17 protein-coding genes are annotated in these 26,905 nt (G+C 65.9%); 8 read left to right on the forward strand and 9 right to left on the reverse strand.

The features are described from left to right. Positions 1–58: 58 nt before the first annotated feature. From J8F10_RS15975 to J8F10_RS15985, 3 genes are all read right to left on the reverse strand, one after another. Positions 59–466, reverse strand: coding sequence for an ArsR/SmtB family transcription factor (locus tag J8F10_RS15975; RefSeq protein WP_210655202.1), 408 nt, complete (start codon positions 464–466; stop codon positions 59–61). Between the two features lie 116 nt (positions 467–582). Further along, a complete protein-coding gene (locus tag J8F10_RS15980; protein WP_210655203.1) occupies positions 583–1,194 on the reverse strand; it encodes a hypothetical protein in 612 nt (203 codons plus the stop codon). 193 nt (positions 1,195–1,387) lie between these two features. Further along, positions 1,388–3,547 carry a serine/threonine-protein kinase gene (locus J8F10_RS15985; protein ID WP_210655205.1) on the reverse strand — a complete coding sequence of 720 codons (2,160 nt, stop codon included), beginning with the start codon at positions 3,545–3,547 and terminating at the stop codon, positions 1,388–1,390. A 205-nt stretch (positions 3,548–3,752) separates the two neighbouring features. Here J8F10_RS15985 and J8F10_RS15990 point away from each other — a divergent pair, with 205 nt between their 5' ends. Together J8F10_RS15990 and J8F10_RS15995 are read left to right on the forward strand one after the other, a co-directional pair. Next, positions 3,753–3,983: a hypothetical protein gene (locus J8F10_RS15990; protein WP_210655208.1), complete on the forward strand. Its 231-nt coding sequence runs from the start codon at positions 3,753–3,755 to the stop codon at positions 3,981–3,983. Continuing rightward, positions 3,973–5,880: a serine/threonine-protein kinase gene (locus J8F10_RS15995; protein WP_210655210.1), complete on the forward strand. Its 1,908-nt coding sequence runs from the start codon at positions 3,973–3,975 to the stop codon at positions 5,878–5,880. Before J8F10_RS15990 ends, J8F10_RS15995 begins: the two co-directional genes overlap by 11 nt. 208 nt (positions 5,881–6,088) lie before the next feature. On the opposite strand, the gene J8F10_RS16000 is transcribed toward J8F10_RS15995, so the two are convergent. From J8F10_RS16000 to J8F10_RS16010, 3 genes are all read right to left on the reverse strand, one after another. Further along, complete coding sequence (locus J8F10_RS16000) at positions 6,089–6,709, reverse strand: PEP-CTERM sorting domain-containing protein (protein WP_210655212.1); 621 nt, start codon at positions 6,707–6,709, stop codon at positions 6,089–6,091. Between the two features lie 456 nt (positions 6,710–7,165). Continuing rightward, entirely contained in the window at positions 7,166–10,288 is a 3,123-nt protein-coding gene (locus tag J8F10_RS16005) for a serine/threonine-protein kinase (protein ID WP_210655214.1), read from the reverse strand. Then, complete coding sequence (locus J8F10_RS16010) at positions 10,285–10,887, reverse strand: RNA polymerase sigma factor (RefSeq protein WP_210655216.1); 603 nt, start codon at positions 10,885–10,887, stop codon at positions 10,285–10,287. The genes J8F10_RS16005 and J8F10_RS16010 overlap by 4 nt, the downstream gene beginning before the upstream one ends. Before the next feature lie 554 nt (positions 10,888–11,441). Here J8F10_RS16010 and J8F10_RS38965 point away from each other — a divergent pair. Continuing rightward, positions 11,442–11,954 (forward strand): hypothetical protein, encoded by a 513-nt coding sequence (locus J8F10_RS38965; protein WP_246523388.1) that lies wholly within the window; start codon positions 11,442–11,444, stop codon positions 11,952–11,954. A 321-nt stretch (positions 11,955–12,275) separates the two neighbouring features. On the opposite strand, the gene J8F10_RS16020 is transcribed toward J8F10_RS38965, so the two are convergent. Beyond that, positions 12,276–15,584: a caspase family protein gene (locus J8F10_RS16020; RefSeq protein WP_210655218.1), complete on the reverse strand. Its 3,309-nt coding sequence runs from the start codon at positions 15,582–15,584 to the stop codon at positions 12,276–12,278. Between the two features lie 1,032 nt (positions 15,585–16,616). Between J8F10_RS16020 and J8F10_RS16025 the strand changes: the two genes are divergently transcribed. After that, positions 16,617–17,960, forward strand: coding sequence for a hypothetical protein (locus tag J8F10_RS16025; RefSeq protein WP_210655220.1), 1,344 nt, complete (start codon positions 16,617–16,619; stop codon positions 17,958–17,960). A 399-nt stretch (positions 17,961–18,359) separates the two neighbouring features. On the opposite strand, the gene J8F10_RS16030 is transcribed toward J8F10_RS16025, so the two are convergent. Both J8F10_RS16030 and J8F10_RS16035 read right to left on the reverse strand, forming a co-directional pair. Beyond that, the gene (locus J8F10_RS16030) at positions 18,360–19,160 is read right to left on the reverse strand and encodes a hypothetical protein (protein WP_210655222.1); all 801 of its coding nucleotides are present in this window, start codon (positions 19,158–19,160) and stop codon (positions 18,360–18,362) included. 78 nt (positions 19,161–19,238) lie between these two features. Continuing rightward, a complete protein-coding gene (locus J8F10_RS16035) occupies positions 19,239–19,499 on the reverse strand; it encodes a hypothetical protein (protein WP_210655224.1) in 261 nt (86 codons plus the stop codon). Between the two features lie 479 nt (positions 19,500–19,978). Between J8F10_RS16035 and J8F10_RS16040 the strand changes: the two genes are divergently transcribed. The 4 genes from J8F10_RS16040 to J8F10_RS16055 all read left to right on the forward strand — a co-directional run bounded on the left by J8F10_RS16040 (position 19,979) and on the right by J8F10_RS16055 (position 26,889). Next, the gene (locus tag J8F10_RS16040; protein WP_210655226.1) at positions 19,979–21,634 is read left to right on the forward strand and encodes an SEL1-like repeat protein; all 1,656 of its coding nucleotides are present in this window, start codon (positions 19,979–19,981) and stop codon (positions 21,632–21,634) included. 131 nt (positions 21,635–21,765) lie between these two features. Beyond that, positions 21,766–22,890, forward strand: coding sequence for an NAD(P)/FAD-dependent oxidoreductase (locus J8F10_RS16045; RefSeq protein WP_210655228.1), 1,125 nt, complete (start codon positions 21,766–21,768; stop codon positions 22,888–22,890). A gap of 199 nt (positions 22,891–23,089) precedes the next feature. Then, entirely contained in the window at positions 23,090–24,991 is a 1,902-nt protein-coding gene (locus J8F10_RS16050) for a GTPase domain-containing protein (protein ID WP_210655237.1), read from the forward strand. Then, complete coding sequence (locus J8F10_RS16055) at positions 24,988–26,889, forward strand: GTPase (protein WP_210655239.1); 1,902 nt, start codon at positions 24,988–24,990, stop codon at positions 26,887–26,889. Before J8F10_RS16050 ends, J8F10_RS16055 begins: the two co-directional genes overlap by 4 nt. The last annotated feature ends 16 nt before the right edge of the window (positions 26,890–26,905 follow it).

Below are 26,905 nucleotides of genomic sequence, written 5' to 3' on the forward strand. Positions count from 1 at the left end.
TCAGTTAGGCATCATCGACGTGAAAAATACTCGCGGGTGATTCCTACGGGTACAAAAATCAGTAATCGCTTCCCGCAAGAACGTAGGGCGAACCGGCGCGCCGCGGGCGCCTCACTCCAGCGGCAAGACTACTTTGGCCCCGGATGTGTGCGTCAGCTCCAGCATCCCTTTCGCCACGGCCGCACCACTCCAGCGCGTAGATCATGAACCGCCCGTCCTTCTGGACGGTAACCAGTTCGGTGCCCTTCATGATCTTGAGGTGGTGCGATACGTTTACCATCTCGGTACCGACCTCGCGGGCCAGATTCGTCACCGTCTGTGCGCCGACGGCTAGGGCGCGGATCAGGGCCAGGCGCGTCGGTTCGCCGATGGCCGCGATCCAGCCAGCTTGCTCGTTCGGGGCGGATGCGGTTCGGGCTATTGGGGTTCGGGTGGGCTTAAGGGTTCGGGCGGGCAAAGGGATCATTTCGCCCGCTCAATTTCTTCTCGATCCAATCCAGTACAGCGCGGTACGCCTGGGGCCGTCGTGTCTTGGGAATCTTTGACAAGCGGCTCACAGCGAGAAAGACGTATGTGTTCTTTTCACCTTGGGGCGGGGAAGAGTCGCCGCACTTTATCCAGGCAGACTACACGTCGCAGAACGGCCGGCTCCAATCGACTCAGCTCGAAGGTAACCTCAAAAACCTCCGCTTCCGCTCGCGACATCCTTCGTGAGGGCTCCGGATTTTCTGTCCCGCGATTACCAACCTCATCCTCGTGTTTCGGCTCACGTTCAGGATCTTTATAAGGTTTGACGGGTTTCGCCGGACTCGTTGTGTCCGACGCTTTAGCTTCGTGCCCTTCCTTGAGTTCAGGATCGGTGCGAGCTTCCGCGACTTCGATCAGGTTCTCAAGAATACTCACCAACTCCTCGCGACGCACGCGAACGTAACCACCGGCCGCACCGTCCTGGGTGCGCACGAGTTGAAGAAATGACCGAGCGATCACCGTCACTTCCGAATCGTCCCGTGGCGCTGCGATTACCTCCAGCTCGCTTAAGCGAATACACGGAACGGTCTGCTCACCTCGCTCACCCGGGACGATGTGGACTTTCACCAGAGCAGCCTTGCTCGGGTCGTATTCCGCGAGTCGTGGGCGTCCCACGCCGACCGCGGATTTCCTTCGGCTGCTTCCCGCGCCGTTCTCCTCAATCACTTCGCTAAGGTCGTGTTGAGCGATGTTGAGGCCGCAACAGGGCATGCTTTAAGGAACGGTACATGATCGCTCCGGAACAGGTCCAACAGATTACGCGGCCCGCGCGCACCGGTGACCACAACGACGAGACCGAGTAGGCCCCGGCGAACCTCTCGGCACGGTTGCGTGATTCACCTAAATTTCCGCCGCACGATTACTTGAGTATCTTACCGTTCCCACTTACGGGCGTCACCACGAGGCGGTCGATCTGGAAGGGTGTTGTGTAGCCGATTTGAATGGCCAGCGCCTTTTCGTTCGGTGTGCGGAAGTCGGAATGGATCCAGAAGTGAGTAAACGCGCCCTTGTAGGAGGTGATTACCGTTCCATTAACCAAGACGTCGATCTTCCCCTTCCGGACGGAACAGGCGACCGCATAATCCGTTCCGGCCTGAACGAGCTGGCGGCCCTTCACTCCCGTTCCGTTATTGAGCAGGCTTTCCCCGGCGATATTCCCCATTCCGCTGAAGTAGCCTTTGGACGGCCACGTGTCGATCGCCACGTTGATCCGGTGGCCGCCCGCGACCAGTTGAAAACCAAAATACTCATCCCCCGAGACGCGCCGTACCGTCGCTTCGATGTCGTACTCGTCGCCCGGCTCGTATGGTAGTTGCAGCACCCCTGGAAACGTCGGATTAACACCCACAAGTGATTTCCCGTTCTTCTTCCACTCTCCGAGGACGGCGTGAGCCTTCGGGTCCGCGAGAGCGAGGAGGTCGATCGGGCCCCCGTCGGCTGTCGGACTTTCGTTCTTGAGATCCTTCCGCGCGGACCCGATCGTCGATACTTCATCTCCCCTCTTGGCCGCTGTGAATCCTTTGACCGTCTCTTGCTGCACGGAATCCGTCGCCTTCGGCTTCCCTCCGGCCACGATTAGAGCTACGCCTACGAAGGCGGCGACCAGAACCGCGGCACCGGTCCCGATGAGGACCGGTATGACGCGGGCCTTCTTTCCCCGCGCTCCCCCCTTTGCCTTCCTCCGCCTCGGTCGGTCGGGGCGCTCTAGATCGGCGCCTTCGTCCTCCCCTCGCGCGTTCTCCTCCCGCGCTCTCTTCCGCGATTCCTCCCGCGTCCCCTCCCAGAGGACTCCGGACGAAATGACCGTGCGCGTCGCGCCGATCGTCGTCTTCTCCTCCTGCTCCTCGTCGGGCGGCATTGGCGGCGTGATGGCGACGACCGCCATCGAGCGGAGCAACCTCGGCTCGCCCGGCTTCGCGGCGAGGTGCCCTCCCCGCTGCGATGCGCTCGACGGGGTCCGGGTCGTCCACGGGTCGGCGCCCGCCACTTGCGAGTTGGAGGGCGCGGGCGGCGCGCCCGGCCCCTCGGCCGTGCCGGGCGCGGCAAGGCCCGCGGGCTGTTCCAAGATCTCTTGCAAGCGATTGGCAACTGCCGCCGCGGTCTGCGGGCGCCGCTCCGGATCCTTCGCGAGGAGTTGGTGGATCAGTTCCGCTAGAGACTCGGGAACGTTGACGTTTTGCGCGCGGACGGGTTTCGGCTCCTTGGTGCCAAGAGCCAGTAGCACGGCACCCACGCTCGCCCCCTGGAAGGGGAGCTGCCTCGTGCAGAGCAGGTAGAGGACCGCGCCCAGTGAGAAGAGGTCGGTGCGGTGGTCCACCCGCTCGCCGAGCGCCTGCTCTGGCGACATGAATGCCGGAGTGCCGAGCACCGCACCGCTCTTGGTGAGCTCGTTGTCCGCACCGCCGGGCCGGGCCAGACCGAAGTCGAGCAGCTTGACCCGGCCGCGGGGCGCCTCCAGCCACAGGTTCGCGGGTTTGATGTCACGGTGCACGGTGCCGAGCTCGTGGGCCGCGGCCAAACCCAGGGCCGCCTCCCGTGCGATCCGCACGGCACTGCGCAGCGCCGGGGCACCCTTGTTCTGGAGGAAGGCGTCCAGCGATACCCCCTGGAGGAGCTGCATGGCGATGTACGGGATGCCGTCGCGCTCGTCGGCCTCGTACACGGTCACCACGTTGTCGTGGCTGATCCGGGCGGCGGCCTTCGCCTCGCGGAGGAAGCGCTCCTTCGCCTCCGCGTCGGCGGTGAATTCCGGCAGCATCACCTTCAGCGCCAGGTCGCGGTCCAGGCGCGTGTCCCGCGCCAGGTAGACGGCACCCATCGCGCCCCGGCCCAGTTCCTTCACGACGCGGTAGGGCCCGAGTGTTCCCACCTCGCCCCCCGCCACGGGCGGGCCGAAGGCGAGCGCGGCAGAGCCCCACGACGCGGGGTGCTTGGTTACGCCGAAGTGGTCCGAGGCGGAGATCAGCAGGCTCCCCAGGCGCGGATCGGTGATCCGCGCCGGGTCGTTTGAATCGGGCATGAGCGGCTCCCGCGGTTTCTGCCGAGTGTATCAGTTGAGGTGCCGTCGCGAAAGGTCGCACCGGTTGCGGATCTCGCGGCCGAAATCCTGAAAGCGGGCGAGCGCGGGTGATCCCGATCTACTTGACCATCAGTGGGATCTGACGTGGCGGGCAGAATTCCCCGACACGGTGATCCGTTCGTACCCAACGGAGAAGTGAGAAGCGATGAGCGCCGCACCGAAGAACCGCCGCTTGTACCGCCGCGTCGACGAGTACAATTACGTGTGCTGGGACACCTCGACCGACACGTTCAGTTGCATCTCGATCGACCGGGCACCGCCGCTGCGCGAGCTCGCGCTCCACGGTTCGTTCCCGCACGTCTCATTTTTCTGTTCTAAGATGGGATGTTTTTCTGCCGGCTTAGCGTCCAAACCCGGTTTGATACATGAGCAATGACCGCTCGCACGGCAGCAAGTCGTGCCCGGATCTGAATCCCGATCCGAACGACGCAAGATGCGAGAAGACGGTCGTCGTACAGAATCCGACACGGGACACCCCGCCGCCCGTCGGGCGATCGCAGTTCATCCGTCAACCGATCACGGATGTGATCGGACAATTCGAGGTACTGGAGGCGATCGGCCAGGGCGGGTTCGGGACCGTCCAGAAGGCGTTCGATCCGAAGCTACAGCGCATTGTCGCCATCAAGGTGATGTCCGCGGAACTGGCAGTTACGTCGCCGGCCCGCAAACGGTTCCTTCGCGAGGCCCGGGCCGCGGCCGCCGTCTGCCACGAAAACGTCGTCCACATCTACGCGGTCGAGAGCGATCCGAGCCCGCACCTCGTCATGGAGTACGTCTCCGGCGGGTCACTGCAGGAAATGCTCACACGTTCCGGTCCGCTCGACGCCCAAGAGGTGGTACGACTCGGGGCGCAGATCGCCCGCGGGTTGGCCGCGGCCCACGCACACGGGCTGGTTCATAGGGACGTCAAGCCCGCAAACGTGCTGCTCGAGCCCGGCTCTCCGCCCCGCGCGAAGTTGACCGACTTCGGGGTCGCCCGAGCGGCCGACGACGCCAGCCTGACTCAGAGCGGCATGATCGTCGGCACGCCGATGTATATGGCTCCGGAACAAGCCCGGGGCGATCCCGTCGATCACCGGGCGGACCTGTTCAGCCTCGGCAGCGTGCTTTACGCGATGGTCACCGGCCGACCGCCGTTCCGTGCGAGCAACAGTCTCGCGGTGCTGAAACGTGTGTCCGAGGACACCCCGAGGCCGGTTCGAGAGATCATTCCTGAAGTGCCGGAGTGGCTGTGCGAGATCATTGCCCGGCTCCACGCCCGCGAACCGGGCGACCGCTTCCAGTCCGCGTCAGAAGTAGCAGACCTTCTTGAGCATGGGCTGGTGGCGGGTGCCGACGGTGCGGCACGACAACGCCCGGCGAGCCGACTCAAGTCGAGTGTGAGCCGCTACCTTCTGCCGGCGCTGACGTTGCTGGTGGGTGTCGTCGCTGCAATTGCATTTATGTCTTTCCGATCTGCCGAGAAGATCACGAGCAATGGCACCGCGGAGGGTGCTAAAGTCCCGGCAACGCCCCCGGTGCGGGCCGAGTCCCTGACACCTCATCAGAAATTCGGACGCGCCGCGACCGAGTTGCACCGGCTGAACCCGGAGTTTAAGGGGCAGATCATCCCGACGTTTGCCGAGGACCAGTTGATCGGACTGGAGCTGACCGACTGCAATGCCGTCCGAGATCTATCGCCGCTCCGCGACCTTCATGAGCTGCAGAAACTCGTCGCTTGGAACACCGAGGTAGTCGATCTGAATCCGCTACGGGGGCTCCCACTTCGGCACCTCTGTCTCAACAACGATTTTCAGCTCTGTGACCTGTCGCCCCTCGCGGGTATGCCGCTCGAGTGCCTGGAGGTGTGGGGCTTCGGGGGCGGCGACCTGTTGCCCCTGGCAGGGATGCCGCTGCGGATCCTGAACTGTGGTGGCGGCGGGCGCAAACTCGATCTGGCACCGCTCAAGGGGCAACCGCTGAAATTCCTTTGTATCAATCAGACCGGCACGGACGACCTATCGCCACTGCGGGGAGTGGCGCTCGAGGGACTGTTGATCGAGAGTACCCCGATCCGCGACTTGGGGCCGATCAAGGGGATGCAGTTACGTAAGGCATCGCTCAAGGGCTCGCGTGTAACGGACTTGAGCCTACTGCGTGGAATGCCACTCGAAGAAGTGACCTACGACTTCGTCCTCGAACGAGACGCCGAGTTCCTCCGTTCCTTCTCGGGATTGAAACGCATCAACGAAGGGCCACCGGAAGAATTCTGGAAAGGTGCGGGGAAACGGTGACGCGCCCGACGCCATTCGGATGGTGGCGAGAAGGTGCGGGTGAGCATCCGGAGGTGCTGTGAGCATCTGGGCCTGGGTGCCAATAATCAGTTCAAAAAGCTGAAAAATCGGCTCATGAGGCCGTCGGGGTGGAGGTGTAGCAGAGGACGTTGTCGGGCAACGAGTTGCATTCAGCCTCCACCTCCACCCCGACGGCCTCCACGCAACATCAGGCCAGCCGGCGGCGCAGAGCCAATAGCCCTCCGACCCCGAGCAGCCCGAGTGTGAGCGACGCCGGTTCGGGAGCAGCCATCGGGGTCGGGCCGGCTAATTCCCCTTGTACCCGGAACAGGGCATCGACCTGGCCCCCGAATATCGCCGAGTAGTTAGAGTTCGGGCTGGTTGTGTACTCTTTTCCGCCGTCGTAATCGCCGGGCAGTCGGACCGCGATGCTCGATCCAAAAGCGGCGCTCGTGTACACGAAGTACTGGGTCTGAGCCTGGAGCGTCACGCCCGAGTCGAACACGTACACCCCGGCGGCCGTCGCAGCGCCCGTCGCCAGGAACCCGGGAGTAGAAGCGCTCAGGTCGACCGGCTTCCCGAAATATTCCTTGTCGAGCAAGTAGAGCGTGCCCGAGGCGACCGGCGTTGTCGCCCCGCCCGGAGCGAAGAAGTTGAACGTGATCTGATCCCAGGGGCCACCGGTCGATGTGGTGAACGACTGCCCGATGGCGAACGTGCTGACACTGGTCCCGCTGGCCGGACCCGTGTACTCGGCGATCGTGAACCCGGCGGTGGCCGGCCCCGTGCACAGGGCAGCGGTGATAAGAGCAAGGGCAATACGAAGCATGTTAGTACTCGGAGGGGCGGGCGGCGGGCAGTGGCAGCCCCTGGATCGCCCGTTGATCCAGCAACTGGCTACAGTTTCAGCGGCGCGATTGCGTGCGCGACCGGGCTTCGCGACGCGCTCAAATGGATCGCGTGCGCGACGGGACGTTCGGCCAGCGGTTCACGAACCGCCGGGTGCTATCGGGGCGTATCGGAGGGTGTTTGTTTCACGCACCTGGTACGGAAAACCGGGCCGAAACCTAAACCCTCTTTTCGAGAAATGTTCCCAGGAATCGCTGAAACGGTCTGACGGGAGCCGGTGCCCTCTGGAATCCGGCCGATGGCGCAGGGCTTTGGGATTCGGTTACCAACGTCTGAGCGGGGGAAGTGGCGGCTCGGAGCGGTAACCGCGCCCCGTGAGGACATGTGGCCACTGATTCGGGTTCCGTCGAGCGGTCGCTGCTGGGCCTAACCGCCGCTACGGTTTTCGGCGCTCTTCCAGTTCCTTGCGCCACTTCGCCGCGTCGTCGGGCCGGTTCGTCGCCTCGCAAAGTTCGACGAGTCGCGCCGCGCCCTCGGTGAGCCGCGCCCGTGCCTCCGGCGGTACGGATCGCTCGCGCTGCTTCATGCCCTCGTATCCGGCGAGCAAAAACGGTTCGGCGTCGGTGTACTTCTTCTGACCCAGGAGCGCGCCACCGAGCATCGACCGCGTGGCGAACGTCCGCCAATCGTTGGGCTCTTTTTTCGCGCGAATCGCCAAGGCCTCGCGGAGCAGCGGCTCGGCTTCCGCCCACCGTTTGCGCTCCAGAAGAACCAGGCCGAGTTGGGCGAGTCGGCCGGCCAGTTGCGGACTGTCCGGGGATAACGTGCCGCGAATATCGGACAGTTGTTCCTGGAGCAAACGGGTGAACTTGGCGTCGTCTCCCACCTTCGCGTAGGCGTCCAGAAGGTGCGGGCCGATCCAGCGCAGTTCGGGGACCGACTTCGAGGCCCGGTGGGCTTCTTCCATGAGCACGATCGCGTCCGCCAGCCGGCCCGCGTCCCGGTAGCTCACGGCGAGGTTGGCCGCAGTGTTGAGCGCGTCGGCGTGGTCGCGCCCGAACTTCGCGGTCTTCAGCTTCAGGGCCTCCTCGAACAGGGGAACCGATTTATCGAACTGCCGCCCCAGCCAGTACGCCCGAGCGAGGTTGTGTAGTCCGAGGAGTGTTACGGAGTGCGTCGGGCCGTACCGGGCTTTCCGCAGCGCGTATGCTTCTTCAAAGAGCGGGAGCGCCAAAGAGAGCTTCCCGGCGTCCCGGTAGGCCGAGGCGAGGTTGTACTTGCACGTCTGCGCCAAGGGATGATCGGCATCGTGTTTGGCCTTCAACACGGCGAGTGCCGCTTCAAAGAGCGGGAGCGCGGCACCGAAGTTCCCGGCGTCGTGGTGCGCCCCGGCAAGGTTGATCGTGCTGCTGAGCGTGTCGGGGTGCTCGGGGCCGAGTTTGGCTTTGCGGCGCGTGAGCGTCTCTTCCAGCAGCGGCACCGCGGCTCGGAGCCGGCCCGCGTCCCGGTACACCATCGCGAGGTTGTTCGCGCAGGTGAGCGTGTGCAGGTGCTCGGGGCCGAGTTTGGCGCGCATGAGGCGGAACGTTTCTTCGTACATCGGCAAAGCGCGGCCGATCTCGCCAATGTCCAGATAGGACTTGGCGAGATTGGTCATGCAGGTCAGCGTGCGGGCCTCGTCGGGGCCGAGGCGAGCCTTCATGAGGGCGAGCGTCGTTTCAAACAAGGGCACGGCGCGGTCGAACCGTTCAACCGCCGCGTAGTCCGCAGCCAGGTTCGCCGTGCTGACGAGTGTGTCGGGGTGCTCCGGGCCGAGTGCCGCGGTGCGGAGCCGGAGCGTTTCCTCGTCGAGCGGCAGGGCGAGGTCGGGTCGGTCGGCCCAGAAGTACGCCTGGCCGAGGCCATTCATTGCGGCCAGGGTGTGGGCGTGGTCCCGGCCGAGAAGCATGGTCCGGAGCTGGACGGCGCGCTGCAAGAACTCGATGCCCTTTTTCGGCGCCCCGACGCTGCGGTAATTCATGCCGACGATCCAGCACAACTCGGCCTCGATCCGCGGGGCGAGATCCTTCCGCGCCCGCAACTTCGCCGCGGCCCGGTCCAACAGGTCGCGCAGGGTGGCGTCCTTGCTCAGCCCGTCCCGGTCGCTACCAAGAAGGTCTTGCCCCTCGACGCTCGTGAGGGCCAGGAAGTCGTCACGCACGAACCGGTTAATCGCTTCAGCGAAGTTCCGCTCCCGTTCCTCGTCGAGGCGCGCGGCGTGCTCTTTCTCGGCGGCATCGTTGGCCCGCTGCTCGTTGGTCTCGGCGGCGGCGCGCGCCCGGTCGGCCTCGATCGCCTGCCACTTCGCCGCGCCCAAGCCGGCCACCAGCGCGAGTAGAACCAGGCCGGCTGCGATTGCCGGCCCCTTGTTGCGCAGGAGGAACTTGCGGAGGCGGTACGCCGCCGAAGGCTGCTGCGCCTCGACCGGTTCGCCGGCCAGGAACCGTTCGACGTCACGGGCCAGGGCGCTGGCCGACTCGTACCGCCGGTCGCGCGCCTTCTCCAGGCACTTCATCACTACCCGGTCCAGGTCGCCCCGCAGTTGCGCGACCAGGCGCCGCGGGCGGGCTCGTGGTGGCGCGGCGGCAGTCACGCGCGCGGAGGGCTTCGCCGGCTCCTTCTCCTGGATCATCCGGAGGATTTCGCCCAGCCCCGCCCGCTGGAGATCGAGCGGCCGCAGCCCGGTGAGCAGTTCGTAAAGGACCGTGCCGAGTGAGTAGATGTCGGAGCGCGTGTCGATGTCGGCGCCCGGGCCGGCGGCTTGCTCCGGCGACATGTAGTCCAGCGTGCCGACCACGACGCCGTCCTGCGTGACGTGCAATTCCCCGGTCGCTTCGTCACCCACGGCCTTGGCGACGCCGAAGTCGATGACCTTCGGTACCGGTCTGCCGTCGACCGTGGCGACCAGGACGTTCGACGGCTTCAGGTCGCGGTGAACGACGCCCTTCTGGTGCGCGTGCTGAACCGCCCGGCAGACCGTTGCGAACAGTTCCAGGCGCCCGCGCACGTCCAGTCGCGCGCCCGCACAGTAGTCGGTGAGCGGGCGACCGGGGACCAGTTCCATGACGAAGAACGGGCGCCCGTCGCCGGTTTCGCCGCCGTCGAAGACGCGGGCGATGTTCGGGTGGTCCATCCGGGCCAGCGCCTGCCGCTCCGTCTCGAACCGGTGCAAAACCGACCGGCCGTTGAACCCGGCCCGGATCACCTTGACGGCAACGGCCCGGCGAAGCGGGGCGGTCTGATCGGCCGCCCAGACGGTGCCCATGCCACCTTCACCAACGATTTCGCGCAGGCAGTACCGACCGGCCAGCACGGTGCCGGCGGCGTCGATCGGTCCGGCCGCCCAGTTTTCGGCGCGCGACCCTTTGAGAACCAGCGACGGGCGATCCGTCAGTGCGTCCAGTTGTGCTTGGCAGGTCGAACAAGCGTCGATGTGGTTGGTCGCCGCCGCTAACGACGGCGCGTCCAGCCGGCCGGTCAGGAAGTTGCGAAGCCCCTGCTCCCCCAAACAGCCGGTCATGGCTCCTCCTCGGACGCGCGGACGAACTCCTGGAGCATGGCCTGCACCTTACTCTTGGCGACGAACACCGCCCCGACGTTCATGCCGAGTCGGTGAGCGGCTTCGGCCCCCTTCTGCCCCTCGACGGCGGTTAGAACGAACGCCTGCCAGGTGCGCCCCTCGACCCGCGCACGAACCTGTTCGTATGCCCGCTCCAGTAGCTCGTGATCGAAGGCGGCCAGGAGCCGCTGGTCCAAATCGTCGCGGGCCGCGACTCGGTCCAACACGTCGAGCGCCGCCGAACCACCGGCCCCGGCGCGGTCGCCGGCGCGGTAGAAGTCGCTCCAGGCGTGCCGCGCCAGCGTCTTGAGCCAAGCGCGGAACCGCTTGGACGGGTCGTAATAGAAGTCGCGCAGTTTTTGGGTGAGTTGTAGGAGGACGTTCTGAGTCACGTCGGCGGCGTCGGCTTCTTGCAATCCCCAGTGCCGGCACCAGGCGGCTATCTGCGGCCCGTAGCGCGCCACGAACTGGTCCCACGCCGCCGGGTCGTCCGGCGCCTGCTGCAGCCTGAAGAGTAGGCTGGCGCGCGTCCGCAGTTGAGAGCCTTCGCTGTCCGTCATATGGGGTTCAAACAGTGTAAGCGCGCGGCCCGGCAGGGACAATCCTCACAAAAAGCCGTACCGATTTTTCGTCGCACCGTTTCCCCCGCGCACCATTTGATTCGCGCTGCCACGGTCGTGCGGCTCTCTGCGATCGTTGCACGGCCCGAACTCACCTCGTCGACTGTTCAACGAGGTGTCCCAATGTTGGGCGCAAGATGTTTACCCGCGAGCCCGTTTTGCGGGTCGTGTGCCCGCGGCGGTAACGCTGGACGAATCCAATGTCTCGTCCGTAACCCCTTGATGGGGAGCCACATCCGGGAGATGTGATGCGGGCAATGAATCGTGGGTCAATGCACGCGCAACATGACCGACGTTCGCGCTTTGCGCCGGGCGCCGGATCGGTCATGCTGGGAGCAGTTCCAGGGGGACGGCCGATGTTGACCGAAGAGCGGTGGCTGGAGTTGGAAGACCCAGTGCGGATGGTTATGTTTCTGCAGTCACGCAGGACCGACAGGAAGCTCCAGTTATTTGCTTGCGGCGTTTGTCGAAAACTCGCAGCACTCGTGGGGACCGTGGAGTACCTTCTAGGACTGGACGCTGCGGAGCGTTATGCCGACGACGAGCGGGCAAAACCGGCCATGCAGCGGCGCCGGCAAGCCCTGACCCATCGCAAGAACTCGTTGAGCAGTAGCGACCCATCGGGGGAATACACCCCTCTGTTCCTGGCCGCGGTTGCGATCAGTGAGAGAGACTTCCTCAGCTTCCCAACGTGCCTCAGTAGCCTTCAGATTACCCGTCCGGGCGATCCAATAAGAATCGCTCTGCAGGCCGCGGGCCCGACCATCCGCGACATCTTCGGGAACCCGTTCCGTCCCGTCACCTTCCTCCACGAGTGGCGCACCTCCACAGCCGTTGCCCTCGCGTCCCAGATGTACGAGTCGCGCGACTTCGGTGCGATGCCCATTTTGGCCGACGCGCTCCAGGACGCGGGGTGCGACAGTGAGGATGTGCTGGCGCACTGTCGCGGTCCGGGGCCGCACGTGCGCGGATGCTGGGTGGTGGACCTCGTGCTGGGGAAGTCATAGAGCCAGCACGCGATCATCACGATAACGTATGATCAATCGATCGTACACGCGAGTTCAGTGTAGCGCCGGTTCGAGTGGGGCGCGAGTAGAGATCACCGAGCCGACGCCACGCGGACGCGAGCGAAACGGCGGCAAAAGTGCGCCACTCTTGGGTTCAGGCGATCGGGTGGAACGGGCTCCCGAAGATGTCGAATAGGCCTCCGCACTCGGTTGCGCGAATCTGCTTTGGTTGAGGGAAAGACGCCCCCTTCCCGGGAGGAGTCCCCAGGGCGTTGGCATTCCATTTCGTGCGCCCGTGTAAACGACTAGATTATCTGACAATCACGGCTTCGAGATAGCGAGTGGCCTGATGGTTGACGGGCGGCCCAGCGTCGGGTTCTGCTGGCCACCACTCAACTGCTGCACGCGCACAGCGGCGTAGTGCTCTAACTCGTTCAGGTGGACCACCCCGTCGCGGTTGAAGTCGGCCCGACCGCCCATCCCCTCGGTCAGCCCGAGCGTGTAGAACCCGGCCTTCGTCGCCGGGCTTTCCAGCGAGTACTCGCCGCCCAGCGACGACGCCAACACTACCACCCCGTAGTCGTCGGTCATCAGGTCCCGCACGAGGTTGTCGGTCTGGGCCGGCCGGATCTCGGTCACCGCGCCGGAGTGGCAGGCGTCGAGGATGGCGACCAGCCGGCCCGGCATGTCCTCCAGCCGGCTCTTCAACTCCTCCCCGGACAAGCACGTGCGCTCCATATCGGGGCCGACGTCCACCGGGATCAGGTAGAATTTCCCGGTGCCCTCGTCGCGCCCGCCGTGGCCGGAGAAAAACACGATGCCCACGTCCTTCGCGGTCATCTTCGCCTTCAGCCAGTCCAGCCCCTCGCGGATGTTCGTTTTGGTCCCCTGCTTGTCGGTCAGCACCTTCATCTCGATGGTGCCGAACACCGCCTTCGACCGCACCCGGAGCGTGTCGGTGAGCAGGATCGCGTCGGACGCCGCGTAGTTCAGTTTCATGCTACCGGGGTACGCGGACACCCCGACCGCCAGGACGTACAGATTGGGGAGCGGCTCCGCGCCGGCCCGGGTGACGACCGCCGGCGCGGAGCCGCCCTTACTCACCGGCGACTCGGCCAGCGCCACGAGTGTGTGGGTGCCCGGCCCCAGAGTGACTTCCCAGCTCGCCTCCGCTTTCGGTTGCTTGTCGAACCGCTTCACGCCCGCGGCCCCATCATACGGTCGCCCGTCCACGAGCAGGCGCATCGCGACGATCGGGTTCTTGGCACTGCCCTCGGCCGTCGCGCGGACCGTGATCGGCTTGTCGGTGGCGGCGACCGGCGCAGCGAGCGTGACGCCCGGCGGCAGCACGTCCGCCAACCCGGTCGCGGTGATCTGCTGCCGCTCGAACTTACTCACCATCGCGAGGCCCAGCCGCATGTCACCGGCCGGGATCAGGTACTTGATGAGCGCGGGCTGGTAGAGCGACGCGCGGAACCGCACCGCCGGGTGGACCGCCGGCAGCTTGGCGACACCCGCGCTCACCTGCCACGCGATGAGCCGCTCGCCGTACGGCGAGCACGCGTAGTACCCCTGCGGCGTCCACGCGATCCACTCGCGCGAAACGGCGAAGACCGACAGTACCGGGTCTTCGCGGTCCACCGCCCACACGCGGAGTACCTGGTCGGACGACCCGCTGACGAAGTGCCGACCGTCCGGCGCCGGGGCCAGCGCCGTCGTCAGCCCGCGGTCGCCGCGGTACTGGCGGATCAGCTTGCCGGTCTTCGTTTCCAGTAGGTACAGGTCGAACGACGCGCCGACGAGGACGCCCCGCCCGGGAAGGAGCGAGACGCTATAAATACGGTCGGCGCGCGACTTGTGCTGGTAGAGCGGCTTACCGTTCTCGAGGACCGTGAACTGGAAGAAGTTGTCCACGCGGACCGAGTAGGTGCCGTCGTCGCGGACGTGCCGCGCGTACGCGCCCGGTTCGGGAGCCGGGCCGGGCACGAACTCGTCGAGCCGGAGCGCCTGTTCCAGCGCGCACAGCCCGTCGGCCCCGGTCAGGTTGGTGTTGCCCCACGCGAGGGACTTCCCGTCCTTCCCCCACCCGACCGCCCAGAGCGACTTGCTGGCGGACTGGAACTTGCGGACGATCGCCCCGTCCCTTGTGCCCCATACGATGATTTCGTTGTTCTCGCCGCCGGCGGTCACGGCCCGCGCGCCGTCGGCCGACCGGTTCACGGCCATCACCGTGTTCGTGTGCTCTTTCACGACCACGGGTTGCCGGCCGGTTTCAACGTCGGTCACCCCGGCCCAGCCCTGGCGCGCGATGCCCCCGAAGACGAATTGCTTGTCGCCGGGCAGGAACCGCATGCGGACGATCTGGATCGGGCTCCTCCCGTCCTCCAGCGCCGGTGCCACCTTCGCGAGCGGCTTGCCGGCCGGGTCATAGGTGAGCACCTCGCCGTTCCCGCAGCCGATCGCGAGCGCGCTCCCGTCCGACGCCCAGTCGATCGTGTTCGCCCCCTGCTCTGCGAGTTTCAATCGGACCGTGGGACCGGTCCGATCGGAGAGCGCCCAGACCGTCACCTCGCTGTCGCGGCCCACCGCGGCCAGCACCGGCCGCTTCGGGTGGAACCGGATCTGCTTCACCTGCTTGGTGTGCGCGGGCACCTCGTACACCCACTTCCGCGCCGCGAGGTCGTACACTTGGAGGGTACCGTTGCCGCAGCCAACGGCGAGCAACCTCCCGTCCGGAGAGTACTCGAGCGCGTGAATGACGTCCGCCGCGCCACTGGCCGCGCCGAGCAACTCGCCGGTCTCAACCGCCAGCACGTAAAATGGGATGCCGGATCTGCCGCCGTTGAGCGGGAACCCACCGACCACGAGGTGCTTGCCGTTGGGCGACAGGGCCGCGCCGAACAGCGCGCCCTCGGTGTCCGGCCCGGCCGGCAGCCGGGCCGTGTACACGGCCGCGCCGCTGGGCACGTCCCACAGCCGCACCGACTTGTCCTCGGCCACCGAAATGACCCGGTTCCCGTCCGGGGTAAAGAACACGTGCCTGACGAACCCGGTGTGCCCGCCGGGGTCGAGGACGAGCATGGGGCGCCGGTCCCCGGGCGGCAGCGGTGGCAGTTCGGGTAGCGGCCCCTCCGGCTTGAACGACGCGGCGCGGGCGAACACGTCCCCGACCGGAGCCGGCGGCTCCGCTGGCGTTTTTGAGGCGCTCACCGGCTCGGGTTTCGGGTTGGGCTTCGGCGGGTCCGGGTTCAGTTTGGGCGATACAGGGTTCGCCTTCGCAGGCGGATCGGCCTGCGCGACCGGTTGCTTATCGGGGCTGCTGAACGCCAGCACCAGCGCGACCAAGCCGCCGACGAGTACCAGGGCGCCCGCGACCACGGCGGCGACGAGAGGTGCCTTCGACGCGCCCGCGTCCTTCCGCCTGTACTTCCCGGGCCGGCCGCCCTCGTCGCCTCGATCGCGACGCTTGATGATCTCCGCCGGTTTCAAGGCCGGCGGTTCCGCGTCCTCCAGCCCGGCGGTGAACTCGTGCCCGCATTTGGGGCACTCGACCTCGTGGTCACCGTCTTCGTCCACGGCGACGCGAACACGAGTGTCGCACTTCGGACAGCACGTCTTGATAATGGGCATTATGGGCTGCACCGGTTAAAGGTGGCGGAGGGCGTTGGGAAAAGGAGAGAGTGAGAGTGTACGAAACGGATACCGTGAATTTAGAAGTGTACCAGGATCGTCGCCGCCCGCCGTCCAGCCGTCAAGCGAATAAACAACGGCCGGCCCCGACGCAGGTGACAAAAGCGCGCCCGCATGTGCGCTAACAAGAACACACTCGTGCCCGTGAACGGCCTAAAGCGGTAGCGGCCCCGAAAGGGCCTCGCGAGATTCGATTGCCCGCAACGGCTTCCAGTCGAAAATGTGTTTCGGCGAACGGGCGTGTGCGCCCGCTTGCGCCGAGCGCCTAATCGGTCACGCGGGGAGAGGGTGACCGGTGACCGAATCGGAATAGTTGGTTGTGAGAGACCTGCCTGCAACGCAATCGACCTTGTCGGGCCGTGGGCACGCGACGGTGACCCACGCGCCGGGTCGCCGGGAGTGGGCCCGCGATGACGACGGGGACGGGATTCGCAAGGTCCATGACAACACGCTCGAAAGGCTGTGGGCGGCCTTGCGCACATTCGTCCGACCGTTCCGCGAGATCCGCAAGCACGACCTCCATCAGTACGTCGCCGTCTTCCAGTGGCGTACAACACGTGGCCGGCATGGTCCGCACCCTACTTGGGCTGCCCCGGCCCACCCCGACGGCCTCATGAGCCAAAGCCATTTATTTCTCGTTGTGTTCGACTGAGGGTTCGGCACCCTGCCGAACCCCAGTCTTCATAAGCCCCATCTGTGAAACCCGGCGCCTGCGCGGAGGCTGTCGGTCGCACACTCGGGAGGAATGATGCCCGGAGCCGACCTCCAGGACTCTTACCTGCCGAATCGGGCGACGGAAAGGAATAGCGCGACCCGCCGGATTATGGCATCGAGAGTCGTTTCGGCCCGGATGAATCGGGTCCGCTCCACTCATCTCACCCGACCGCCCGACCGATGCTGGTTCACCGTGACTCGAATTGTCGGCCCCGAAATACCCGTGCCCCTCACCGCCTCAACGATTGCCGGTGCATCATGACCTCGCCCCCGTCGGCTACACTCCTCACCCACCTAGCCCGTGCGTTTGCGTGGAATCTCGGGCGGGTTACCCCTTCGCAGGCCGAGGCCGAGCGGCTAGCAACCGCCGGGCTGACCGAGCCCGTCGTCCAGCGGTACGCGGCGTGGCGGCGCAGCTTGCTCCTCGTTGCGGCGGCCGTGTCTGCCGGTGCGTTCGCCCTGGCCGTCGTGGACACGGTCGCGGGCGGAATGGGCGAGTACACGGCCTTCGGAAAAGGGTTGGAGGTGGCGTGGCTGGTTGCCGCGGGCGCGCTACCGCTGGCCGCACTGGTCGGTGCCACGCGGTGGACCCGCCCCGAAGCGGGGGCCGCACTCCTCACCGGGGCGTGGGCCGCGGCGTTCCTCTTACCGTTCGTGTACGCATTGCTCCCGGTCGGCCTGATCTACCACGTTCAGCCCGTTACCCCCGAGTCCGTCACCAAACTTGCGGCCAAACCGATCTCACCCGCGACCGGCGCGCCTGCTGCCAAGGTCGTAGACGACGAAGAAGACGACGAGAGGCCCGAGTCCGAGCAAGTCCCGGTGGATCCGGCGGTGCTCGAGAAAGCCGTTGCGATGGAGGAAACTTTGGTCGAGTTCGTACTGTCCGGCGGCGGGTACCTGTTGCTCCTTCCGGCGGTGCTGTCGCTCATTCCCGGGGCCGTGAACGGGTGCCTGCGGGTAAAAACTCTGATGCCGGCGGCCCAGTTGCCGGGGTGGCTGCTGGTCACCGTTGCCCCGGCGTTCCTACTATTCTGGCTCGTTCTGCTGGCGGTAGCGAACCACGCCGCCCGCAGCCCGCTGCTCGTGTTCGGAGTGCTTCTGTGGGCCGGGAGCCCGGCGCTGTACTCGGTGTTCGGCCGGGCGCTCGTCCGCCCGCACCTGACCGACGCCGACGCCGCACGGATCGGCCGGGTGAAGCGGGTCGTCGGGCTCACCGGCCTCGCCGGTATCGCGCTCCTGGTTGCGTTCGCTCTGACCGGCAAAGTGGCCGGCTTACGGGTGGTCGGGTTCGATCGGGGAGCCGCCGTGTCCACCAAACTTGATGCCTTGGCAGACGATGATGAGATCGGTTTGGAAGACGTTCGGACCGCGATGGCCGAGTCGAAGTCGGTGGTCTACGCCTTCGATCTAGCGTCGTTCCGGCTGGTAATCGACTTCCTGGCCAAACTGCTCGTGGTGACGACAGTGTTCGCGGGCCTGGCGCTGCGGGCGACTCTTGCCGCTTGGCGGAATGACCGCTCGTTCCGGGGGAGTGGTAACACCGATTACGACACCACCGCGGCGGCCCTCGCCGCCCTGGAGTCTGTGGACAAGCCGTAATTGTAGCGGAAACGACGAGCAAATCACAGACGACCGTACCACAGTTGGGCGGCTGCGTGCGTCCGCGCAGCCCTTCCAGGTGCCGCATGCGAAAAGCATCACTGGCCATTCTTTGAGATCTGGGCTCTTATCGCGAGCACCCTCCGGGTGCCCGCGCCCTGGGCCGCCCGGACCCAACTGAGTTACCGTCCCGGTACGAAGCGTTGACGAACCCTTGAACCTCGTACCGTTAGGTTAGGATTGCGCCACACGTAGGGCCATTACCGCCGGGCGAGTCGGCCCATCTCGCGCCGCCGAAATACTTCGGCGGAAAGCTCGCCTCGGGCACCGGTTCCAGGGGCCGCGCGTCCGCGCCCACGGTGAACGTGCTCGGGTTGTACCGGTTCCCCAATCCCGGTGTCACGGGTCCGCGAGCCACTCAATAACTGCCCCGGTCGGGCGTGCCTTCTCCGTCGCGGGGCCGGCCCGGAACGTGCCGCTCAGTACCCACGCCATTGCGACCGCCTTGCCCGTCGTCGCGTCGAACACGCCCACCCCCTCACCGGTCGCGGTCGTGCGGATCGGGTACTTGGGGTCGCCGTCCCGGTCGTGAGCGGACTCCCACGTCCCCGCGTACCGCACCACGAGCACACCGTCCCCGGCCCGCGCCACCGTCGCGGTGACCTTCGCGACCGTCACGTCGCCCGGCTTCGGGCCGAAGATCGGGTCTGTCATCGGGCTCAGCGCCGGGGTAAAGTGGCGAACTATCGCTTCCGGGACCGACCACTCCGTCCCGACGCGCGCCCCACCCGGCGGGGCCAGTGCGGTCCATTCCTTGGCGCCCAGCCGGATGCTGTCCACGACCGGGGGGCCTTCTTGGCGCCCGTTCCGCAGCCCGATCACGCTCACCGCCAATCGCACCCCGCCCTCGGCTCCCACCCCGCGGCCCCGGTCGGCGAGTGTACCCGGTTTCGCCTTCACCACGCGCGCGGGCGCCGGACCCGCGGCTTTGGCTGCGTCGCTCAGCATCCCGAGCGTATCGGTCACCCAGCGTTTGGCGCCCTCGGCCGCGGACTCGGTGCCCTTCGCCCGGTGGTAGTGGAACCCGAGCACCCGGCCCTCGGGCGTAACGACCCACAGTCCCTGGGGCCACTGCTTCAGCAGCGCCCGGAAGAACTTGCCCTCGGCCGTGTCCGGCAAGCGGTCCGCGTTGAGCGTCACCGGTACGAACGATTCGGTGACGAGTTTTACGACCGCGGGGTCGTTCAGAGGGCCCGCACGGAGCCCGGCCGCGTACCCTCAGCACCGCTCCAGTGGAGTTCCGTCCCGGTCCCGACCACCGGCCAGCCACACCAGTATCGCGCGCTTCTCGTCCCGGGCCTCCTTGAGGGCCGCAACCGGGTCGTCGTGCCACGGGATCTCGCGCCACGCCAGGTCGCGCCCCGTGGGGCGCAGGGGGGCGGCCTTTTTCAGCAAAGCTGTCAATTCGGGTGCCGGCTCGCCGGCACGGGTCGGACCCGTGAGGAGCACAAGGGCCAAGAGCGCGAGTGTTCGTTTCATTGGAGCCCCTCTTGCAGCGCGGGCGACGCCGAAGTGTTTTACCCGGTCGCCCACTGGTGCCGCAACTCCAGCCGTCGATGCGCTCGCGGTTCCGCCTCATCGTTCCAAGGCCCGCGCGGCCCCTGTAACTGTTCACCAAGGGCCTCGACGCGGTCAACGCGCCGGCCCCAAGCTAATGGTGGGTCAAGTGGAAGGCGCATTGGTCTCATATCCACAAGAATGGCACCGTCGTGTTGCGCGGTTGTTTGCAGGGATTTTCTCGGGTTGTAATTTCGGGCTCGGGGAGCAATACGCGGGCACTCGTTCACGAGGCGAACTACGGTTCTGCAAGGCGTCTTGGCGCCACGTGCGACGGCCCGGGCGAAATAGCGACCCCAGGACTTCGGGCACGTGCCCCCGTGAGCAAGTTCAGACGCGGCTCTTCAAGTCACAACTGTGGCGCGATTATGCTCGACCCCATTCCAGCCCATGCATTCTCTATGACGAAAGCCCCCACCCCGACCGGCCCCACGCGCCGGCGCGGATCGTCCGCCCTGCTCCTCCTCGCGCTCCTCTTCGCTGGCGCGTGCCAGCGCCAGGAACCTGCCCCCGACCCGAACCCGGCCCCGACCGCGTTACCCCAAGCAGAAGCGCCCTCGACCGGCGACAGTGTCTCGGAAGACTATGCCATTGTGGAACGGTGTTGGTACGAGCACCGCAGTACGGCCGACTTCCTCAGAGCACAGGGGGAGAAGCGGACACCCGTGTGGAAGGAGGCTGCCACACAGGGGTCGAGCAAAGCGATGGTCCTCTATGCCCGGTCCCTACAAGAGGGAACCGGCGTGGCGAAGGATCCAACCGAGGCCGTGAAGTGGCTCCGCAAGGCCATCGAGCGCGGGAACACGGACGCAATGTGTCTCCTCGCACAATGCTCCTTGGACGGCGAAGGCGTGGCGAAGGATCCAACCGAGGCCGTGATATGGTTCCGCAAGGGTGCGGAATTCGGAAATGCCGATGCGATGCACGATCTGGGTGCGTGTTACGTCAACGGCCTTGGGGTGACGAAGGATAGCGCCGAAGCGGTGAAGTGGTTCCGCAAAGCCGTGGAACTCGGAAATGCCGATGCAATGGTCAGTCTGGGTTCGTGTTACACCTATGGCGCAGGTGTGCCGAAGGATCTGACGGAGGGCGTCAAGTGGTTCCGCAAGGCCACGGAACTCGGATGTCCCGAAGCGATGCACAATCTGGGTGCGTGTTATTTCCACGGCCGCGGCGTGGCAAAGGATCTGATCGAAGCCGTGAAATGGTACCGCAAGGCCGCAGAACTGGGGCTACCGATAGGGATGCACGATCTGGGCACGTGTTACGTCAATGGCCTTGGGGTGACGAAAGACGCGACTGAAGCGATCAAGTGGTACCGCAAGGCCGCAGAACTGGGGCTACCGATAGGGATGCACGATCTGGGTGCATGTTACACCTATGGCGTAGGTGTACCGAAGGATCTGACTGAGGGCGTCAAGTGGTACCGCAAGGCCACGGAACTCGGATGCGTCGAAGCCATGCACGATCTGGGTGCGTGTTACGCCAATGGCACTGGCGTGGCAAAGGATTCAGTCGAAGCCGCGAAGTGGTTCCGCAAAGCGGCGGACTTCGGTAGTGCCGAAGGGATGCACAGCCTGGGTGCGTGCTACGCCAACGGCGCAGGTGTGCCGAAGGATCCGGTCGAGGCCGTCAAGTGGTTCCACAAAGCCGCCGAAACTGGACACGCCGAAGCAACACGCAATCTGGGTGTAAGTTACGCCGATGGCGTCGGGGTAGCGAAGGATCCGGTTGAGGCCGTGAGGTGGTTTCGCAAGGCTGCGGAACTGGGGCTGCCACTGGGAATGGTCAATCTGGGGCAGTCCTACGTTCTCGGCGTGGGTGTGCCGAAGGACACAGTTGAAGGGTTGAAATGGGTCCATAAGGCCGCAGAACGCGGAGCACCCCACGCCATGTACCTTCTCGGCGCTGGGTACTTTGAAGGTGTGAGTACCGCCAAAGACGCATCGGAGGCTGTGACGTGGCTCACTAAGGCCGCGGAACTCGGGAACACAGACGCCCGATATGTTCTGCAGCAACTGCGCGACGCACCGTTGGCACCGCCACCCAAACCGTGATCCGAACACAGAACGCGATTGTTCACGCACAGTTACCGAAGAGCGCACAAAGGGCGATTAGCGACCCGAAACGCATTCCGGCACCGCACCCGTGAGCGATTTCGGGCTGCCCCTGCTACAACAACCGCATCATGGCGAAGCACCCAGACGTTGCGATCATCGGCGGCGGGATCATCGGGCTCACCTCCGCGTTCTTCCTCGCGAAAGAAGGACTGTCGGTCGCGGTGTACGACCGCAGCGACCTCGGCCGGGAGGCGTCGTGGGCCGGCGCGGGGATCGTTCCGCCCGGCAACCCCGAACGCGCTGCGACCCCGGCCGACAAGCTCCGCGGCATCGGCTCCCGGCGCTTTCCCGAGCTTTCCGCCGAGTTGCGAGAACTCACAAGTATCGACAACGGCTACCGACTTTGCGGCGGCATCGATTTCCTGGAACCCGAAGACCGCGACGTCCCCACAGTATGGCGCACAGAAGGCATCGCATTTGAGCGGCTGTCCCTTGCCGACGCCCAACGGCTCGAACCGCTCGGCGAGGTCGGAGGGGAGCCGTACTTGCTGCCCGGGTGCGCACAAGTGCGAAACCCGCGTCACCTGCGTGCCCTTATCGCCGCGTGTGAACGAGTGGGCGTACAACTACATCCGAACACCAGCGTAGAGGCGTGGGACTTCGATGCCAATCGCATCACCTCCGCACAACTCGCGACCGGCGCACGGGTAACCGCGGAGCGGTTCTTGCTCGCCGCGGGCGCCTGGAGTGAATCTCTGTTGCGCCCGCTCGGCCACAGTCCACACGTTCGCCCGGTACTCGGGCAGATCGCGCTTCTGAAGGGGCCGAGTTGTTCGCGCGTGCTGATGCTCGGCAAGCGCTACCTCGTGCCGCGCGCCGACGGGCTCACGCTCATCGGTTCGACCGAGGAGCCAGAAGCGGGCTTCGAGAAGCGAACCACCGCCGTGGGAATCGAAGGGCTGGTCGCGTTCGCGCGCCGGACGGTTCTCGCGCTCGCGGGAGCGACCCTCGAAACGTCATGGGCCGGGCTACGCCCCGGATCGCCGGACGGGTTGCCGTTTATCGGCAGCGTTCCGGGGTGGGACAATGCGTTCGTCGCGTGCGGGCACTTCCGCGCCGGCGTGCAACTCTCGATCGGCACCGCACAAGCGATCACCGACCTACTCACCGGCAAGCCGACGTGCGTCGATTTGGCCACGTTCGCACTGGACCGAACACCCGACACGGCCGCGAAGAGCGCGTTTCGGTCGTGATAAGGAGGGGTTTTTGACAGGATCAGAACTAAACCTCGCTTTTAATCCTGTTGATCCCGTTAATCCTGTCAAAAACTCTTCGACGGCGCGGACCGAGTTACCCGGCTCGCGTTACATTGTTGATCCCGTCAATCCCGTCAAAAGCTCTTCTGGTTCGGTCTTTCCGGCCGTTCGCCCTCGAGTCTGCAATAATACCCCCATGCAACCGACCGAACACCGCTCGGCCGTGGGTCAGTTGGCCGACGACCTCCGCTGGCTCGAAGACCACTGCCGCCGACAGCCGGAACTGGCCGCGCACGCGGGCACGCTGCGGCTCGCCTCCGCGCTCACGCGCAACGTCATCGGGCCGTTCCTCGAGGGCCAACCGACGCGCCCGCTGCACGTCGCGGTCGTCGGCGGGGCCGGTGCGGGCAAGAGCACGGTGGTGAACTTCCTCGCCGGCGATAAAGTCGCCGAGGCGAACCCGCAGGCCGGGTTCACGCGGCACCCCACGGCGTTCCTGCCGCCGGGACCGGCCTTCCAGTGGCCCAGTTACATCGGCTTCATGGGGCAAATGCACCGGCTCACGGAAGACAAGCCCGCGAGCGCCGATGAAGACGTGTACCAGGTGAAGCGCATCGCGCCGCCCACAGCGACGACAGCCGGCACGAACGAGAAGTACAGTCACCCGCTCGCCGAGTTCGTCATCTGGGACTGCCCGGACATGACGACCTGGGCCTCCGAGGGGTACGTGGCGCGGCTCATGGAAGTCGCAGCACTCGCGGACGTGATCGTTTACGTCGCGTCCGACGAGCGCTACAATGACGCGGTCCCGACGGAGTTCCTGCACCTTCTGGTTAAGGCCGGCAAAGCGGTTGTTGTTGCGCTCACGAAGATGCGCGCACAGGACGCGGATTCCTTCATCGAGCACTTCCGCCAGGAGATTCTCGGTCGACTGCCGAAGCTGCCCAACGGCGAAGTACCCGCGGTGCCGGTGGTCGCGATCCCGCACATGAGCATGGCCGAGCGCACGGACCCGGCCGGTGCGGGCGCGCGGTACCGCGTTCAGTTGTTGAACCAGATCCTCGTGCAGTGCGAGAGCGACGACGCCACGCGCGCCCGCACCGTCACCAACGCGGCGAAGTACCTCAGCACTGCCGGGGACGGCCTACTCGACGTGGCCCGGCGCGACTTCTCGGAACTCGAAGCGTGGAAGTCCACGGTGACCGCGGGGAAGTCCGCGTTCGACGAGCGCTACCGCCGCGAGTACCTTTCGGGCGAACAGTTCCGGCGCTTCGACCGGTTCCGCGAACGGCTCACGGACCTGCTCGAACTGCCCGGCGCCGGGCGCGTGGTCGGCGGCATATTTTGGGCGCTCCGCTCGCCGTACCGCTGGACCCGGGATTACGTCTTCGGGCTGGTCGCGCGCCCCGACGTGCTGAATCTCTCGGAACAAACGGTGCTCACGGGCGCGCTCACGAGCTGGCTCGACGCGCTGCAAGCGGAATCGCTCCGCAAGGCCGGCGCGCACTCGCTCTGGAAGCAGATCGCGGTGCGGTTCGATTCAGAACTCAGTCCGCAGGCGCGCGACCGGTTCGCGACGGACTTCCGCGCCTTCGAGCTAAAGGAATCCGAAGACCTGGAAGAAGCAGGTAAGGCGCTCGTGGACGGTCTGGAGAAGAACCCCGCCCTGCTCTACACGCTCCGCGGTGGCAAGTTCGCGCTCGACCTTGTCATTATTGGCAGCGTGGTCTACTTCACGTGGCCCCCGGGCTGGCTCCTGCTGCTCATCCCGTTCGGTGTGTCGGCGTCGCACCAGTTCGCGGAACTCGCGACGCGCGCGGTGGCCGAAGGCGCGCGCCACCGCGTCCGCTCGCACCGCGAGCAACTCGTCACCACGTCGCTGTCCGCGCCGCTCGCGGAGTGGCTCGCGGAGTGGCCGACGACCGGCGGAACGTCGTTCGAGAAGCTCCAGCAGGTGCTGCGCCGCGTGCCGGAGTCGATTCGCACGATGGAACAGCGCGTGGCCGCGAAGGTCGCGGCCATCACCGCACCGAAGCCGCACGAAAACAAGGCGCCCGCGCCGCTCGCTCACCAAAACACGGAGCCGCCGACCGCATGAGCGCTGAAGAAGAATCCGGCGGTTCCCTCCCCCCGCTCGCCGAAGCACCAGAGGCCGCGCCGCAACCACTGTTGCGGACGCTCGCGCCCCTGTTGCGCGGGCTGGAGCGCCCCCTGCGCGCGTGGCTCGATACGCGCCGCAAGTTCCCGCTCTCGATGATCCAGCGCGCGGAACTCGAGGGGCTCGCCGACGACCTCCGGCGCCAGGCCGAGACGCTCGATGTCGAAAAGCCGCTCCTCGTCGTCATGCTCATGGGCGGCACCGGTGTCGGTAAATCCACGCTCCTGAACGCCCTCGCGGGCGGGCCGATTGCTCAGGCTTCGTTCACGCGCCCGACCACGCGCGACCCCGTGGTGTACTTCCACCATTCGGTGAAGTCCGAGCGGCTCGATCCCGCGCTCCGGGTGTGCCGGCTCGTGCAGCACGACCGCCCCGGGCTCGAACAAAAAGTCATCGTCGACACGCCCGACATCGACTCCAACGACCTCTCGAACCGCGACAAACTCATCGCGCTGTTACCGGTCGCGGACATCGTGCTGTACGTCGGTTCGCAAGAGAAGTACCACGACCGCCTGGGGTGGGAACTCTTCAAGGAGCAGCGCCAGCGCCGGGCGTTCGCGTTCGTGCTGAACAAGTGGGACCGGTGCGTGACCGGCGAGAGCGGCGTGCAACCGGACCAAGACCTGCTCGCGGACCTCAAAGCCGAGGGGTTCCAGAACCCCCTGCTCTTCCGCACGACGGCCCAACTGTGGCTCGATGCGGCCAAAGCCCACAGCGGGAGCGGCGTTCCCCCGAAACCGGCGGACCTCCCCGAAGGCGAACAATTCGGGCTGCTCCGCAACTGGCTCGAACTCGGCCTCACGCGGCTCGAGATCGAAGCCGTAAAAGCGCGCGGCGTGGGTCAACTACTGCAACAAATGACCCGCATCGCGGAGACGATCCGCCCCCCGGATTTGAGCGCGGAAGGCGAAAAGGTCAAGGCCGCGTGGGAGCGCACGCTCGACGAAGAAGCGGACGTGCAAGCCGATGTGCTCGTCGGCACCCTGGAGCCGTACCAGACCGAGGTGGAGCACCACTTCAGCGTCGAAGATCAGCAGCGGTTCCGCGGGCTGATGGCGGCGTACCTGCGGCTCACGACGCGCCTCCGCTACGCGGGCAGCGGCCTGCGCGACCGGATCCCGTTCGGCAACTTAAAGGGGAAGTTGCTCGGGGGGCGCGTCGAGACGCCGGTAGAGTGGAACCTCGGAGCGTTCGTGCAGGAGTGTGCCCGGACCGCGGGCGAGCGCGTGCTCGACCAGCGCACCACCGCACTCACCAACCGACTGTTGGTCGAAGCCGAATCGAAGGGCTTTCCGCTCACGCTGCTCACCGACCCCGCGGGCGCTGCGGGCCGACTCGACTGGCGCGAGAAGGTCACGCGCGCGGTCATCGAAGCACTCGCCGAAGTCGAGCGCCAGGCGATCAACCCGACCGGCTTCAAGCGCGTCGTCCGCGGGACGCTCGGCCTGTTCGCGAACACACTGCCGGAAATCGCGCTCGTCTCGACGGCGGGCCTATTGCTGTGGAACTTCTTCGTCCGTGGGGAGACCCCGGACCTCTTCCGCATGTCGTTAGTGGGGCTGATCCCGCTCGTCGTCATCATCGTGCTGCACTTGCTCGTTCTGCTCTTGCTCCCGGTGCGCTGGCCGGCGATCCGGCACGAGTTCCGTAAGCAACTCGGTACGCGAATGGCCGCCGAACTGGGGCGCGCCTACCTCCCGATCCCGTCCGAGGTGGCCGCTACGATCCAGGAAGAGCGGAAGCAGGTGGACGTGCTCATCGCTGAAGCGAAACAGGTCAACGACTGGCTGGCCGAGCGGCAACAAGCCGCGCGCGTGGCCGAATTGTACGGGAAGTAAGTTTCGAGTGCGGTCC

This window comes from Gemmata palustris, from assembly GCF_017939745.1.
GTDB lineage: Bacteria > Planctomycetota > Planctomycetia > Gemmatales > Gemmataceae > Gemmata > Gemmata palustris.